General features: G+C 59.4%; 11 protein-coding genes. 9 read left to right on the top strand and 2 right to left on the bottom strand.

Annotation, left to right across the window (positions count from 1 at the left end):
* The 4 genes from ACOQFT_RS01115 to ACOQFT_RS01100 all read left to right on the top strand — a co-directional run.
* Nucleotides 1-141: universal stress protein (locus tag ACOQFT_RS01115; RefSeq protein ID WP_421596231.1), on the top strand; the 141-nt coding region annotated here is incomplete at its 5' end.
* A 79-nt stretch (nt 142-220) separates the two neighbouring features.
* Nucleotides 221-1969: a gamma-glutamyltransferase gene (gene ggt, locus ACOQFT_RS01110; RefSeq protein WP_421596228.1), complete on the top strand. Its 1749-nt coding sequence runs from the start codon at nt 221-223 to the stop codon at nt 1967-1969.
* Nucleotides 1970-2054: 85 nt separating this feature from the next.
* Nucleotides 2055-3326 (top strand): hypothetical protein, encoded by a 1272-nt coding sequence (locus tag ACOQFT_RS01105; RefSeq protein WP_421596227.1) that lies wholly within the window; start codon nt 2055-2057, stop codon nt 3324-3326.
* Between the two features lie 110 nt (nt 3327-3436).
* Nucleotides 3437-8257, top strand: a complete 4821-nt coding sequence (locus tag ACOQFT_RS01100) for an NAD-glutamate dehydrogenase (protein ID WP_421596226.1) — start codon at nt 3437-3439, stop codon at nt 8255-8257.
* 93 nt (nt 8258-8350) lie between these two features.
* Here ACOQFT_RS01100 and ACOQFT_RS01095 read toward each other — a convergent pair whose 3' ends face one another.
* Together ACOQFT_RS01095 and ACOQFT_RS01090 are read right to left on the bottom strand one after the other, a co-directional pair.
* Nucleotides 8351-9826, bottom strand: coding sequence for an NAD-dependent succinate-semialdehyde dehydrogenase (locus ACOQFT_RS01095; protein ID WP_421596225.1), 1476 nt, complete (start codon nt 9824-9826; stop codon nt 8351-8353).
* Nucleotides 9827-9828: 2 nt separating this feature from the next.
* Complete coding sequence (locus tag ACOQFT_RS01090) at nt 9829-11106, bottom strand: 4-aminobutyrate--2-oxoglutarate transaminase (RefSeq protein ID WP_421596224.1); 1278 nt, start codon at nt 11104-11106, stop codon at nt 9829-9831.
* A gap of 151 nt (nt 11107-11257) precedes the next feature.
* Here ACOQFT_RS01090 and ACOQFT_RS01085 point away from each other — a divergent pair, with 151 nt between their 5' ends.
* The 5 genes from ACOQFT_RS01085 to ACOQFT_RS01065 all read left to right on the top strand — a co-directional run bounded on the left by ACOQFT_RS01085 (nt 11258) and on the right by ACOQFT_RS01065 (nt 16763).
* Nucleotides 11258-11824: a cupin domain-containing protein gene (locus tag ACOQFT_RS01085; RefSeq protein ID WP_421596223.1), complete on the top strand. Its 567-nt coding sequence runs from the start codon at nt 11258-11260 to the stop codon at nt 11822-11824.
* Between the two features lie 137 nt (nt 11825-11961).
* Entirely contained in the window at nt 11962-12483 is a 522-nt protein-coding gene (locus tag ACOQFT_RS01080; RefSeq protein WP_421596222.1) for a VOC family protein, read from the top strand.
* Between the two features lie 70 nt (nt 12484-12553).
* A complete protein-coding gene (locus ACOQFT_RS01075) occupies nt 12554-12904 on the top strand; it encodes a hypothetical protein (RefSeq protein ID WP_421596221.1) in 351 nt (116 codons plus the stop codon).
* A gap of 114 nt (nt 12905-13018) precedes the next feature.
* Nucleotides 13019-13987, top strand: a complete 969-nt coding sequence (locus ACOQFT_RS01070; RefSeq protein WP_421596220.1) for a carbon-nitrogen hydrolase family protein — start codon at nt 13019-13021, stop codon at nt 13985-13987.
* 43 nt (nt 13988-14030) lie between these two features.
* Nucleotides 14031-16763 carry an aminotransferase class I/II-fold pyridoxal phosphate-dependent enzyme gene (locus ACOQFT_RS01065; protein WP_421596219.1) on the top strand — a complete coding sequence of 911 codons (2733 nt, stop codon included), beginning with the start codon at nt 14031-14033 and terminating at the stop codon, nt 16761-16763.
* Nucleotides 16764-16776 lie beyond the last annotated feature (13 nt).

Here is a 16776-nt window from a genome sequence, read left to right as displayed (position 1 = left end):
ATCCTGCACACCGCCGCCGAGGCCGGATCAGACCTCATCGTCATCGGCGCCCATAAACCAGACCTCAAAGACTACCTCCTAGGCCCAAACGCAGCCCGCGTCGTCAGACACTCAACCGTCTCGGTCTACGTGGTCAGGTAGCTCAGGGTCCGGCGGAGCAGGAAATCAAAAGAGCAGAACAAATCGATAAACCGTCAATCATCACCGGGAGGATTAACTGATGAGGACATTTTTGAGAGCGAGTGCTGCGGTGGCCCTTGGGGTCATTGCGGGCACGGCCAGTGCTCAGGACCCTGCGCCGGAATATGGGTATGGCTGGGAGGACAAAGATTCGGTCACGGGCGCCGAGTTCATGGTCTCTGCAGCCAACCCGATTGCCGCCAAGGCAGGCTATGACGTGCTGGCCGCAGGTGGCACGGCTGCGGATGCGATGATCGCCGTGCAACTGATGCTGAACCTGGTCGAACCGCAATCCTCGGGCATCGGCGGTGGTGCGTTCCTGCTGTACTGGGACGCGGAATCCGAAACCCTGAACACCTTTGACGCGCGCGAAAAGGCCCCGGCCAAGGCGACACCGGAACGGTTCCTGAATGCCGAAGGTGAGAAGATCCCGTTTGCCGAGGCGATCTCGGGCGGGCAGGCCGTCGGTGTGCCCGGCATTCTGCGTCTGATGGAAGTGACCCATAACCTGTATGGCCAGAAAGACTGGGCCTCGCTGTTCCAGTCGACCATCGAGCAGGCCGAGAATGGGTTTGAAGTGTCGCCGCGCATGGCGAACTCGATCCAGTCGACCATCGACCGCGAACGCTACCTGGACGTCTTCCCCGGTGCCAAGGAGTATTTCTTCAACGACGACGGCAGCCCGTTGACCGAAGGGACCCTGCTGAAGAACCCAGATTTCGCCGAGACCCTGCGTATTCTGGCCGATCAGGGCGCGAATGCCTTCTATCACGGTCCGATTGCCGAGGATATCGTGGCCGCCGTCGATGCGACCTCGAAGGTGGAAAACAACATCACGCTGGAAGACATGGCCGCCTATCGCGTCAAGGTCCGCCCGGCCGTCTGCGCCGATTATCGCGGCTATGACGTCTGCGGCATGGGTCCGCCGACCTCGGGTGGTCTGACCGTGGGTCAGATTCTGGGCATCCTGAACAACTTTGACCTCAAGGGCACCGGCTGGAACGCCGAGCTGGCGCACCTGTACGCGGAGGCCGCCAAACTGGCCTATGCCGACCGTGCGCTTTATATGGCCGACAGCGACTTCGTTGACGTCCCGGTCAAAGGTTTGCTGGACAAGGATTACCTGAAACTGCGTTCGGAAATGATCGACCCGGCAGCGGCCAGCGAAAAGCGCAAAGCAGGTGAGCCGCCACGCGATCACACCGCGCTGTTCGCACCGTCGCAGAACCCGGATCGTCCCGGCACCAGCCATATCGTGATCCGGGACCAGTACGGCAACGCGCTGTCGATGACCACGACCATCGAGACCTTCTTTGGCAGCCGTGTCTTTGTGCGGGGCTTCCTGCTGAACAACGAACTGACTGACTTTGACCGCGCGCCCAAAGATGGCGACCGCTGGGTGGCCAACCGAGTTGAGGGCGGCAAGCGTCCGCGTAGTTCGATGTCGCCAACAATCGTGATGAAGGATGGCGAGCCCTACCTGCTGATTGGTTCGCCCGGTGGCAGCCGCATCATCAACTATGTGGCCAAGACCATCATTGCGATTCTTGACTGGGATATGGACCCGCAGGACGCCATCGAGATCGGCCACTTCGTGCATCGCAACGGATCCAGCATGGATGTGGAGCAGGAAACGGCTGCGGCTGATTTCGCCGAGGCGCTGACGGCCAAGGGCCATGAGGTCAAGGTTGTTGACCTGAACTCGGGCCTGCATGCGATCCTGATCAAGGATGGCCAGCTGGTCGGGGCCGCCGACCCGCGCCGCGAAGGTGTGGCGCTGGGGCAGTAAGCCAGAAGAACCAGATTGCGGCGGCTCACTCGAGTCGTCGCTTTCATTTCCAACGCCGCCATTTTGCAAAGACCGGAGCAGACACATGAACCAAGAACACCCGATCCTGCAGCGAGCTATCGAAGACCGGATTCTGGGCTCTGAAACCACCGTGGTGGGTTTCATGGATCTGGACGGTCTGGCCAACTCTATCGACGATCTGATCGCCGCCTTTCCGGACAATTTCCAACACACTTTTGCAGTCAAGGCGAACTCGCTGCGCCATGTGCTGATGAAAATCTCTCATTGCGGCATCGGGGCCGAGGTCGCCAGCCCGGGCGAGCTGACCATGGCGCAATCGGCAGGCTTCGATATCCGCAAGATCATCTTCGATTCCCCTGCCAAGACAATGGACGACCTGCGGCAATGCCTGAAGCATTCCATCGCGTTCAATCTGGACAACGAACAGGAACTGGAACGCGTTGTCGCGCTGATCGAGGACTATCCCAATTCTGAGGCCATCATCGGCTTTCGGATCAACCCGCAGATCGGCTCGGGCGCGATTTCATCGACCAGCACGGCGACCAATACATCGAAATTTGGCTATCCCATCGGGGATGAAGGCAATCGTGAGCGGTTGATCGACTACTATCTGAAATACCCGTGGCTGACCTCAATCCACACCCATGCCGGGTCGCAGGGCTGCCCGCTGGAGCTAATGGCGCGGGGCATCGGTGAACTGGTCGCCGTTGCCGAAGAGATCAATGCCCGCAAGGGCGAGCAGCAGATTACCCGTCTGGATATCGGGGGAGGGTTGCCGGTTAACTTCGCCTCGCCCGAGGTCAAGCCGACCTTCAAGGAATACTCGGACATGCTGCGCGACAAGGTGCCGTTGCTGTTCACCGGGAAATACACGGTGAAAACCGAATTTGGTCGCGCGATTGCTGCCAAGAACGGGTTCATGGCAACCCGTGTGGAATACACAAAGAATGCCGGAGGGCGCCATATCGCGACCACCCATGCGGGTGCTCAGATTATGACGCGTACAGCGTTTCTGCCCGCCGCGTGGCCGATCCGGGTTGAAGGCTTCACGCCGGACGGTGTGCTGAAAACCGAAGACAAAGTGCAAACAGACGTGGCCGGCCCCTGCTGTTTTGCCGCTGATCTGGTAGCCAAAGATGTGCTGATCCCGAGGCTTGATCCCAATGACTATGTTGCGATCTATGACACTGGCGCGTATTACTTCAGCAACCATTTCGACTATAACAGCCTGCCGCGTATTGCGGTTTATGGTGTCAGCCGCAAATCGGGCGACCTGTCCCTGGAGCTTATTCGCAGATCAGAAACACTGAGCGAAGTGGTCTCCAACATGTCTTGAAACGTCCGGCACCCGACGGTTTGGGTTTCGGAGATACGCCTGAGGCTCAAGCAAAGCTTAAGGCAGGCTATCAAATATTGAGAACGGCTAGCCCCCGCTTGGAGAGTGCAATGAAAAAAACAGAAATCCCCGATTTCGATCAATTGCTCAGCGAAGTCCGCGTCATAGCGTCGGCACGGTTGGACAAGACAAACTGTGATGATTTCCTGACGGCCCTGGATTTGTTGTTTGGCAGATCCTCGTTCGAAGATCTTCAAGGTAGGACGGCAGAAGAAGTTTATGGCGCCTCGTTGGCGCTGTGGAAATTTTCGGTTCACAGGGATTCTGGATCGGCCCGGGTACGGATGTACAACCCGCGCATGGTAGAACACGGGTGGGAATGCGGCCATACGGTTCTGGAAATCGTCAATGATGACATGCCGTTCCTTGTCGATTCGGTCACGTCTTTTCTGGCCGGGCAGGGTTTGTCGGTTCACTCTCTGATTCACCCGCTGTTGCAGGTTAAACGGACATCCGACGGCATCCGTACAGATGTGCCGGACAAACCCGATGCCGATTGTCTGGCAGAATCGATGATCCAGGTTCAGATCGACCAGATCGGAGACGCCAAACAGCTTGAACGGTTAGAGGCTGAGATCGCCCAGATCATGAAAGACGTGCGTGTTACGGTCAAGGATTGGCAGCTCATCATGGGGCGCCTAGAGACCGTAACCGAGATGTTGAAGAGCAACGCCCCTAACAAGGCGAAAGAGGCCACGGGCGAGGTCGTGGAGTTTCTCGAATGGCTCGGTTGCAATCACTTCACGTTTCTGGGCTATCGCGAATATGCGGCCGACGGAAAGACCGGCGCAATGCGTCAGGTCGGCAAGAGTGCGCTTGGCCTGATGCGCGATCCGGACTTTACCGTCCTGCGCGACCTGCAGGGCAATTTCACTGATCGCTCGCCCGAGATGGACGCCTTTGCCAGCGATATCTCTCCGCTGATGATCATCAAGGCGAACCGCCGTTCGACCGTGCACCGCGCAACGCATTTTGACCTGATCGGGGTCAAGCAGTTTGACGGAAAAGGAAAGCAGACCGGGGAACATGTGTTCATCGGACATTTCACTGCCGCCGCCTACAACCGCAGCCCCAAGTCGATCCCCCTGTTGCGGCAAAAGGTCGAGCGGATCATCGAACGCTCTGGCTTTACCCCCGACAGCCATGACGGCAAGGCGCTGACGCATGTGCTGGGGACCTATCCGCGTGATGAACTGTTCCAGAGCTCGGACGACCAAATGTTCGAGAACGCCATCGACGCGCTGTATCTGACCATCCGGCCAAGATCCCGTCTGTTGCTGCGCCCTGACCGGTTCGGGCGGTTCGTGTCCTGCCTCGTCTACGTCCCGCGCGAGCGTTACAATACCGAGCTGCGGACCAAAATCGGCGACATTCTTGCAGAAGAGTTCGAAGGCCGCGTCGCCACATGGGAGCCCGCCTTTGACGAAGTTCTGGCACGGGTGCATTACGTCATCGCGCTGAGCGGCAAAGTCGCCTCGAAAGAAGAGGCTGCCGCCTTGGAGGCGCGGATCATTGACGCAGTGCGCAGCTGGGGCGATCACCTTCATGACGCGCTGGTTGAACGCAAGGGCGAATCTGAAGGCAACAGGCTGCATGCACTCTACAGCGATGGGTTTGCAGTGTCTTATCGGGACGAGTTTCAGGCCGTCTCGGCTGTGTCCGACATTGACAAGATGGAGCAGTTGGCCGGTCCAACCGATCTGGTGCTGAAGTTTTATCGCAGGCTCGAAGACCCTGAGCATAGCGTGCGTTTCAAACTTTATAAGCGCGGGTCGTCCGTGCCGTTATCCGATTGTCTTCCAATTCTTGAAAACCTCGGGTTTCGCATTCTGGCCGAACATCCGTTCCGGATTGATCGTGGGGACGAAACCATTTGGATTCACGACTTTCACATGCAGTCGTCGGACGGGCAGGGAATCGACGTCACTGCCGTCCGAAGCAATCTTGAAGACGCCTTTTCTGCCCTCTGGGCACAGGAGGCGGATGATGACCCGCTGAACCGGCTGGTGCTGGTTGCCGGCCTGTCCATTCGTGAAACGGCGCTATTGCGGGCGTATGGCGGGTATCTTCGCCAGGCGCGAATTCCGTATTCGGTGCCCTATATGCAGGACGCTCTGATCGCCAATCCCGGCGTCTCAGGTAAGCTGGTGGCCCTGTTTCAGGCCCTGTTCGATCCGGCTACCTCGGGGGATGCCGATGCGCGTCAGAAGGCGGCAGATAAAATCGCGTCGGATATCGAAGCCATGCTGGAGAAGGTAGCAAGCCTCGACTTCGACCAGATCCTGCGCCGATTCCGCAATGCCATTCAGGCGACGCTGCGCACCAACTATTTCCAACCCGATGCCGATGGCCGCGACAAATCTTACATGTCGTTCAAGTTCGATTGTTCCAAACTGGACGAACTGCCGCTGCCGCGTCCGTGGCGCGAGATTTTTGTCTACTCGACCTCGGTCGAAGGGGTGCATTTGCGCTATGGCTCGGTGGCGCGCGGCGGTTTGCGCTGGTCCGACCGCAAGGAAGATTACCGGACCGAAGTGCTGGGGCTGGTGAAGGCGCAACAGGTAAAGAATGCGGTAATCGTGCCGGTTGGCTCAAAGGGTGGGTTCCTGCCCAAAACCCTGCCCGCCGGTGGCACCCGCGAAGAGGTGATGGCCGAGGCGGTGCGCTGCTACCGGATCTTCCTGTCCGGCATGCTGGACATCACCGACAATATCTCGGGCTCCGATATCATCCCGCCCAACGCCGTTGTACGCCGCGATCCCGACGACCCCTATCTGGTTGTTGCCGCCGACAAAGGAACGGCGACCTTCTCAGATTTTGCCAACGCTTTGGCCATGGAATACGGTTTCTGGCTGGGCGACGCCTTCGCTTCGGGTGGCTCGAACGGCTATGACCATAAGGGGATGGGGATTACCGCCAAGGGTGGATGGGAGGCCGTGAAACGCCATTTCCGCGAACTGGCTCATGACACCCAGACACAGCCCTTTACGGTTATCGGCTGCGGGGACATGTCGGGGGATGTGTTCGGAAATGGAATGTTGCTGTCGGACCAGATCAAGCTGGTTGCCGCGTTCGACCACCGCGACATTTTCATCGACCCAAACCCCGACCCTGCCATCAGCTTTGCAGAGCGCAAACGGTTGTTCGAACTGCCACGCTCTAGCTGGGAATCCTATGATTCCAAGCTGATCTCGAAAGGCGGAGGCGTATTCTCGCGGTCGTCCAAATCGATCAAGCTGACGCCCGAGATCAGAAAGCTGACCGGGCTGGAGGCCAAATCCGTCACCCCGTTCGAACTGATCCGGGCGCTGCTGAAATCGCAGGCCGACCTGATGTGGTTCGGCGGGATCGGCACCTATATCAAAAGTGCCGCTGAATCCCACGCCGATACCGGCGACCGGGCCAATGACCAAATCCGGGTCAACGCCAACGACGTGAGGGTACGGGTGATTGGCGAGGGCGCCAATCTGGGCGTCAGCCAAAAAGGCCGCATCCAATTGGCTCAGGCCGGCGTCAAGATCAACAATGACGCTGTCGACAACTCAGCAGGGGTCGATTGTTCGGACCACGAGGTCAATATCAAGATCGCCCTTGGTGCCGTTGTCGATGCCGGGGACATGACGGAAAAACAGCGTAATACACTGTTGGCCGACATGACCGATGAAGTCAGCGAACTGGTGCTGAAGACCAACTATCACCAGACTTTGGCAATCTCACTGGATGAGGCTGCGGCCCCGGCACTGCTGGACAATCATGTCCGGTTCATGGAAGGGCTGGAAGCCGAAGAAAAACTGGACCGCGCGGTCGAGTACCTGCCCGACGACGAAGAAATCGCCGAACGCCGCGCTGCCGGTCGGGGCCTGACCCGGCCCGAGATCGCGGTGCTTGTGGCCTATGCCAAGAACGACATTTTCTCGGATCTGGTGAAATCGGATGTTCTTGATGATCCATACATGGAACGGTTCCTGGTCGAATACATGCCGACCCCGTTGCGCACCGCGCATCTTGAGGTTCTGCGTAACCACCGCCTGCGGCGCGAGATCATCGCGACGGTGGTCGTCAACATGCTGGTCAACGAAATCGGCCCGACCTTTTGCGCCCGCCTGCGCGAGGATACCGGCGCGACCGTGGGTGAAATCGTCAAGGCGTTCATCATTGACCGCGAGGTTTTCGGCCTTGCCGAAACCGCAGCTGAGGTCAACGCGTTGGACAACAAGCTTGCGGCAGATGTGCAGATCGAGATTCACCGGGCACTGTCGGAAATGCTTGCGGCGCAGTGCCAGCGGTTGATCAAGAACAATGTCCGTTCGATCGGTGATGCAATCGCGGTCTATCAGCCCGGCATTGCCGAAATCGCCTCGGTAGCCGAAGCGACGGTTAGCGCGTTTTCTCTGGAACGGCTCAAGCAGCGGACGGACGAGTTGCTGACAAAAGGCGCTCCGGACGATCTGGCCTCGAAGGTTGCCACGCTGGAGTTGCTGGGCGGAGCAATGGACATCTTCGATGTCTCGGAACGGTTGCAGCTTGAGGTGCGGGATGTGGCGGCCAGCTATTTTGCAACCGGTGCCCGGTTCAGCCTCGACTGGTTGCGGTCGCGTGCCAGAAGTGTTGCCGTTGGCGACCATTGGGAACGCGTCGCGCTTGCCCGCCTGATGTCGGATATCCGGGTGCATCAGTCCAACATTGCTGCCGCTGCGCTGGTGCTGTCCGGGGCGAATTCCGGGCAGGACAGTGTTGCCCATTGGGTGGAACAGAACGCGGATTTGGCGCAGCGCACAGACCGGCTGATTGCCGAACTGCGCTCAGGTGGCGCGTTGAGCGTGTCCAAGCTGGCGGTTGCGTCCTCGCATTTCGCGTTGCTGGCGACCTGAGTTCGGGTCTACCCGAGACCAAACAAAAAAGGACCGGGCTTGTGCGAAGCCCGGTCCTTGGTGACGCCGGTGGCCGAAGCCGGGCGTCGGGGGTCAGGAAATATCGCCCATGCAGAGATACTTGATCTCGAGGAAGTCTTCGGTGCCGTATTTTGAACCCTCACGGCCCAGGCCGGACTGTTTGACGCCGCCAAAGGGCGCGACCTCGGTCGAGATCAGGCCCGTGTTGATGCCGACCATGCCCGACTCCAGCCCCTCGGCCACACGCCAGACGCGCGCCAGATCGCGGCTGTAGAAATACGAGGCCAGACCGAACTCGCTGTCATTGGCCATGGCGACGACGTCGTCCTCGTCTTCGAACTTGAACAGCGCCGCGACGGGGCCAAAGGTCTCATCTTTTGCGATAACCATGTCGCGGGTCACGCCAGTCAGAACGGTGGGTTCGAAGAACGTGCCGCCCAAGCCCGAGCGTTTGCCGCCCAGCGTGACGGTTGCGCCTTTGGACACCGCGTCCGATATATGTTCCTCGACTTTGGCAACCGCTGCGTCGTTGATCAGCGGGCCGGTGGTCACACCGTCGCCGAAGCCGTCTCCGACGTTCAGCGCCTTGGTCTTCTCGGCCAGCTTGGCGGCGAATTCGTCATAGACGCCCGCCTGCACATAGATGCGGTTGGCGCAGACGCAGGTCTGCCCGTTGTTGCGGAACTTGGCGATCATCGCACCGTCAACGGCCGCATCCACATCTGCGTCGTCAAACACGATGAACGGCGCGTTGCCGCCCAGCTCCAGCGACATCTTCTTGATTGTGCCCGACGCCTGGCGCATCAGAATCTGGCCTACACGGGTCGAGCCGGTAAAAGTGATCTTGGCGACCTTGTCATTGGTGCACAGCTCATTGCCGACGCCCGAACTGTCGGTGCCGGGGATCACGTTGAATACACCTGCAGGAATACCTGCACGTTCGCCCAGCACCGCCATTGCCAGTGCCGACAGCGGCGTCAGCGTCGCAGGACGTGCCACAAAGGTACAGCCCACCGCCAGCGCAGGGCCAACCTTGCGCGCGATCATCGCGTTGGGGAAGTTCCATGGGGTGATCGAACCAACCACGCCCACAGGCTGTTTCAGCACCACGATGCGTTTGTCGCGCTGGTGGCCGGGAATGACGTCGCCGTAGACGCGCTTGGCCTCTTCCGAGAACCACTCGATGAAAGACGCACCGTACAGGATTTCCCCCCGCGCCTCGGCCCAGGGTTTGCCCATTTCGGCGGTCAGGATGGTAGCCAGATCGTCGGCGTTTTCAACCATCAGATCAAACCACTTGCGCAGGATCGCACCGCGTTCCTTGCCCGTCTGCGCGGCCCATGCCTTTTTCGCCGCATCGGCTGCATCAATGGTCTGCGCGGTGCCGTCCACGCTGATATCGGTCACGTTCGCGATCAGATCGCCGCTAGCGGGGTTATGGACGGGGAAACTTGCGTCACCTTCAACCCATGCGCCATTGATATAGGCGCGGGTTTCCAGAAGGCTGGGATCTTTCAGGTCCAGCTTGGTCACTTTGGTATCCAGCATGTTCAGGCTCCTTTGGCAGCGTCGATCGAGGCTTCAAGGATATCCATCGCCTCGGCGAAGACCGCTTCCTGCACCGTCAGCGGGGCGAGGAAGCGGATGACGTTCCCATATACGCCGCAGGTCAGCAGAATCAGTCCACGCTTGAGCGCCTCGGCGCGCACGGCGTTGGCCATCTCGGGGTTCGGGGCGCTGCCATCGGTCGTGTTGAACTCGGCGGCGATCATGAAGCCGGGGCCGCGGATATCGACGATCTCGGGCGTGCGGGCGCGGATCGATTCCAGACGCTGTTTCAGGCGCGAGCCCAACTCGTTGGCACGGGCACACAGGTCTTCTTCTTCGATCACATCCAACACCGCATGGGCCGCGGCGATACCCAGCGGGTTGCCGCCATAGGTGCCGCCCAGACCGCCCGGCTGTGCCGCATCCATCAGATCGGCGCGACCGGTGACAGCGGCCAGTGGCAGACCGCCAGCCAGACCTTTTGCCATGGTGGTGATGTCGGCGGCCACGTCATAGGCATCCATCGCAAACAGATTGCCGGTGCGGGCAAAGCCGGTCTGAACCTCATCGGCGATCAGCACGATGCCATGTTCATCACACAGGGCACGTAGACCACGCATCAGTTCGGATGGGGCAGGGTAGAACCCCCCTTCGCCCTGAACCGGCTCGATGATGATGGCGGCAACGCGACCTGGGTCCAGATCGGCCTTGAACAGCTTGGTCAGCGCGCCCAGCGAATCCTCGGTCGAGGTGCCGTGCAGTTCAACCGGGAAGGGGACGTGATAGGTGTCGGGCATCATCGCACCGAACCCAGCCTTGTAGGGCTGCACCTTGCCGGTCAGCGACATGCCCATGAAGGTACGGCCATGGAAGCCGCCGCCAAACGCGATCACGGCGGGACGGCCGGTCGCGGCGCGCGCGATCTTGACGGCATTCTCTACGGCCTCGGCACCAGTGGTCACAAAGACGGTCTTCTTGGTGAAATCGCCCGGCACCTTCTCGTTCAGACGTTCGGCCAAACGGATGTAGTTCTCATAAGGCAGAACCTGATGGCAGGTATGGGTGAAGTTCGCGGCCTGTTTTTGCACCGCCTCCATCACCTTGGGGTGGCAATGCCCGGTATTCACAACGGCGATGCCTGCGGCGAAATCGATATAGCGCTTGCCTTCGACGTCCCACACCTCGGAATTCGCAGCGCGGTCCACATAGACCTGCGTCTGCATCCCCACGCCCTGCGCGATCGAGGTGTTGCGGCGTTCAGCAATCTGAGCATTCAGCATCTTGCGTCCTTTCGGGTTATCGAGCGTGTGCGCCCGCAAATCTGACTGCGTGACTGTAGTGTCCACAGCCCCGAGCGAAAGCCTGTTTCTTGTGAATCATAAGTCCTTGATTTACGGTCACGGCACCCCTCAAGTGATGCGGATAGTGAACATGAAGAACGCCAATCAGGATGATCTGACCCTTGGATTGCGCTTGCGGACCTTGCGCGAACGCGCGGGCCTGTCGCAGCGGGCGCTGGCCAAGAAGTCGGATGTTCCGAACTCGACCATCTCGCTGATCGAGTCGGGTAAGATGAACCCCTCGGTTGGGGCGTTGCGGCGGATTTTGCAGGGCATTCCGATCAGTATGGCCGATTTCTTCTCCTTCGAGTTCGAGAGTGAACAGACCGTGTTCTATGCCGCTGAAGAGTTGACCGAGATTGGCAAGGGAGGGCTGTCGCTGCGGCAGGTGGGGTCAAACTTGCACGGGCGCGCGATGATGATCCTGCAGGAGACCTACGATCTGGGCGCAGACACGGGCCGCGTGATGTATGGGCATGAGGCGGAGGAGGGCGGCATCGTGATCTCGGGCCGGGTCGAGGTCACGGTGGGCGATCAGCGCAAGGTGCTGGGGCCGGGGGATGCTTATTACTTCGATAGCCGCACGCCGCACCGGTTTCGGCAGGTGGGCCCCGAGAAATGCCAGATCGTCAGCGCCTGTACGCCGCCGACGTTCTGACCATTAGCACGGAAATCCCAGCACTATGCGCCATAGTGTTGCAATATTCGCCGAGATGATCCACAGTATGATGCATAGTGCTGGATATCCCCGGCATGTTCCAACGGGCGACCCCGCCCTATTCGGAGATTTGAGCTATGAAAAAGAAGCCTGCCACGCTGCCCCGAGGCTATCGCACCTGCACCGCATCGTTGGCTGTTGCAGATGTTCCTGCAGCGCTGGCCTTTTATGAAAAAGCCTTTGACGCCAAGATTCAGGCCTATGACGCCGAAGAGGCCCCCGGTTTTGCCGCCATCAAGATCGGCAATTCGATGGTGTTCGTGACCGCCGGCTGGGGTGCGCATGTTCCGACCGTTCCCGGCACCGTCATCCCGGTTGGCCATCACATGTATGTCGAAGATGCCGACGCGGCCCTTGCGACCGCCCTGGACAGTGGCGCGACCTTGATCGCAGACGCAAACGACACCTATTGGGGTGAGCGCTGCGCCACCGTTGCGGACCCGTTTGGCCATATCTGGACGCTGGCGACCCGGATCGAGAACCTGAAATCCGAGGATATCAGCGAACGCCGCAAGGCATTGTTCCGGGCGATTCACGATCAAGATGCCCAAGCGGTTGTCGAGACCACAGAAGCCACCGATCAGACCATGGTTGCGTGATCCTGTCAGAGGTTGATCAGAAGTCGGATCAATGGGTACCGGAATGGGGGTGTTCTTTAACAGGCTAATCATGAACGACGCACCCCTTCCCACTTTCACCATCCGTCAGAACGATCTGGCCATCCTTGCCGCTGAAAACCGGATCGGAGACTATCCGGTCGCCGTGCGAACCGCGCGCGAGGTGGTCAGCGGCGGTTTTGCCAATCAGTCGGCGCATCCCAACACCTGGACGGTCTACTTTCTGGTCGACGGTCAATGGGCGCTGGTCGAATCCACGCGCGGCCTACGCCGGGAATGGTCCAGTCTGGACCGGTTGGAAAAATGGCTGCGCAGTTGTGGTTTCCGGTTCTTCTGGGTGCGCAACGATATCGACTTTGTGGAAACGCCCGGCGAAGACTTGTCCGAGGAAGAGGCCGGATAACTCAACCACCCGGCGACAGCGGGCTTGCGCGAACACGCGATTATATGTTCCGATGAAGAACGCCGGATCGCCACGGCGATCGCAATCGGCAAGAAAATGAGAAGATAACAATATATGACCCCTTTTGCGATAACCGGAATCCAGATGCATGTCGGCGCGATGCATTCGAATGTCGAGGCGATGCTGCATCGGATCGACGTGATGATGGCACGGTTTCCCTGGACCCAGATGGCGTTGTTCAGCGAACTGGCCCCCTATGGCCCGCTTGACCGGTTTGCTCAGCCCTTTCCCAATGACGACCTGTCGCGATTTCAGGACGCGGCGCGGCGCTATGGCATCTGGTTGATCCCCGGCTCGATGTTCGAAAAGCGCGAGGACGGGCGGATTTTCAACACTTCGGTGGTGATCAACCCGGATGGCGAGATCATCTCCAAATACTCGAAGATGTTCCCGTTCAAGCCCTACGAGCAGAGTATCTCGTCGGGCACCGAGTTCTGCATCTTTGATGTCCCGGATGTGGGCCGGTTCGGCCTGTCGATCTGCTATGATATCTGGTTCCCTGAAACCACCCGCCACCTGACTTCTCACGGGGTCGAGGTGCTGCTGCATCCGGTCCTGACCGGCACCACCGACCGCGAGGCGGAGCTCTCGATTGCCAAGGCCACCGCCGCGCAGTTCCAGTGTTACGTGTTCGACGTGAACGGGCTGGCCGCAGGGGGCGTGGGCCGTTCGCTGGTGGTCGATCCGTCGGCCACCGTGCTGCACCAATCGGCGGGGCAGGAGGATATCTTCCCCATCGAGATCGACCTCGATCAGGTCCGCCGCCAGCGCGAGGTCGGGTTGAAAGGCTTGGGTCAGGTCCTCAAAAGTTTCCGCGACCGCGAGGCGGATTTCCCGGTCTATGACCGTAACAGCGGTGCAGATGCGTATTTGCATACGCTTGGCCCGCTGCGCATTCCGCAGAAGGGCGACGTGGCAGGCGTTGCCGCATCCGACCCCAGAACGGCGCTGGGATACAGCGAAGACGCCGCGAAAAAGCCCGATAACCTCTATCTCTACAAAGGGCGCTCAGGGACAGACTGATACTGGGGTGGCTTTTCGGTATCGGCAGAAAGGAAACAACTTCATGCACGGCATTTCCGATAGCGAAAAGCTCCACACCATCTCGGACTATTACAGCGCCTCGCAACTGAGGGCGGACAGATGGAGCGCGCTGCGGGAAACGGCGGAATCGCTGGATCAGGGCGGTCGCGACAAAGACCGGGACCGCGCGCGGCAATTGCTGCAGGCGCTGGCTCCGATCGAGGTGTATTTCGCGTTTCCGGGTGGATCAGCTTTCGACTATCTGCGCCGGTTGCTGGATCACGGTAACTTTGGCGATTTTTCAACCGCCGTGCGCAGGGTGTCTCGGGCGCTGACGTCGGGTGCGTATCGTCGCCGCTCGATCCCGCTGATCGCGGATGAAACTGAAAGCGATGAGTTCGAGGACGAATCCGCCCAAAGCCTTGAGGCCCGCACATTGGGGCGGCCTTACTTCGAGGTGATGATCGTCGACAACGTCAACGAACATCAGGAAAGGTTCCTGCAAACCAGCCTGCAACGGATGCGCCGCAGCGAAGATCCGTTCATCTACGAAACCGTCGTTGTCCCCAGTGTCGAAGACGCGCTGATCGGGGTGCTGTTCAACCAGAATGTGCAGGCTGTCATCGTACGCCCCGGCCTGAGCCTGAAATCCAAGAACGAAACCAACGTGTTGGGCCGCTACATCAGCCTTTATGGCGAAGGTGCCGATCTTGAGGAGCTGACTCCATCGGAATATGGCCCCGAAACCTGCCGCCGTATCGGCATGTTGCGCCCCGAACTGGATGCCTATCTGATCACCGACCGGTCTGCCGAGGATATCGCCGGGCTGGATTTGGGGTTGTGCCGGCGGGTGTTCTACAATCAGGAAGACTTTCTGGAACTGCACCTGAACATCCTGCGGGGCGTGCAGCGCCGCTACAAAACGCCGTTCTTCACCGCGCTGAAAGAGTATTCCAAGCAGCCCACCGGCGTGTTCCACGCCATGCCGATCAGCCGCGGCAAATCCATCAGCCGCAGCCACTGGATTCAGGATATGGGGGCGTTTTACGGATCGAACATCTTCATGGCCGAAACTTCGGCCACCTCGGGCGGGTTGGATTCGCTGCTGGAACCCAAGGGCCCGATCAAAGAGGCGCAGGAGGCAGCCGCGCGCGCCTTTGGATCAAAGCAGACGTTCTTTGCCACCAACGGCACCTCAACCTGCAACAAGATCGTGGTGCAGGCGCTGGTACGGCCCGGCGACATCGTGCTGGTCGACCGCGATTGTCACAAATCGCACCATTACGGCATGGTGCTGGCCGGGGCGAGCGTGGTCTATATGGACAGCTATCCGCTGCATGATTACTCAATGTACGGCGCGGTGCCGATCCGCGAGATCAAGCACAAGCTGCTGGCCCTGCGTGCCGAAGGTAAATTGGACCGGGTGCGCATGGTGCTACTGACCAACTGCACCTTTGACGGCATCGTCTACAACGTTCAGAGGGTGATGCAGGAATGTCTGGCGATCAAGAAAGACCTGGTGTTTCTGTGGGACGAAGCCTGGTTTGCTTACGCAAGATTTGCACCAAACTCGCGTGTACGTACCGCGATGCGGTCGGCCAATATTCTGCGCGAGGAGTTCCGGACCCCGGACCATGCCGAAGCCTACGCCGCGCAGCAGGCCGCGCTGGACGGTGCCGATGACGAAACCCTGCTGAACACCCGACTGATCGCGCCGCCGGACGCACGGGTGCGTGTCTATGCCACGCAATCCACGCACAAGACGCTGACTTCGTTGCGGCAGGGCTCGATGATCCACGTCAACGACCAGCAGTTCAAAGGCGCGGTGGAAGAAGCCTTTCACGAAGCCTACATGACCCACACCTCGACCTCGCCCAACTATCAGATCATTGCATCGCTGGATGTGGGTCGCAGACAGGTCGAGATCGAAGGTTACGAGTTCGTTCAGCGGCAGGTCGAAAGCGCCATGGCGATCCGTCGGGCGGTGTCGACCCATCCGCTGCTGAAAAAGTACTTTCGGTTGGTCACGGCGGGCGACATGATCCCCGAGGAATACCGCGAAAGCGGCATGACCAGCTATTTCGACCCCGACCAAGGCTGGGCCGATGTCTGGGATTGCTGGGCCAAGGATGAATTCGTGTTGGATGCCACCCGCATCACCCTGCATGTGGGTGCAACCGGCTGGGACGGGGATACGTTCAAGACCAAGATCCTGATGGATAAATACGGAATCCAGATCAACAAGACCTCGCGCAATACCGTGCTGTTCATGACCAACATTGGCACCACGCGCAGTTCGGTCGCTTATCTGATCGAGGTGCTGGTCGAGATCGCCAAGGAACTGGACGATCTGATGGACGATGCTTCCAGGATGGAGAAGCTGGCCTTTGACAAGCGCGTCAGGAACCTGAGCGAACATGTCCCGCCGCTGCCCGATTTCAGCCGCTTCCACGACGCGTTCCGATGTGAAGCAGGTACCGAAGCCGGTGACATTCGCACGGCGTTCTTCCTGTCGTATGACGAGGACAATTGCGACTATGTCGAACCCGACAAAGAAATGCTGGACCGGCTGGAAGCGGGAGAGGAAATGGTCTCGGCCACTTTCGTGATCCCTTATCCGCCGGGCTTTCCCATTCTGGTGCCGGGGCAGGTCATCAGCCCCGAAATTCTGAAATTCATGCAGGAGCTGGACGTGTCGGAAATCCACGGATTCCGTGCCGATCTGGGCCTGCGCATATTTTCCGAAGACGCTTTGAAATCAGTCAAGAAAACATAAGGGACTGGGAGGA

Origin of the sequence: Ruegeria sp. MALMAid1280 (assembly GCF_049195285.1) — a bacterium.
GTDB lineage: Bacteria > Pseudomonadota > Alphaproteobacteria > Rhodobacterales > Rhodobacteraceae > Ruegeria.
This window is presented reverse-complemented; position numbering and strand designations above follow the sequence as displayed.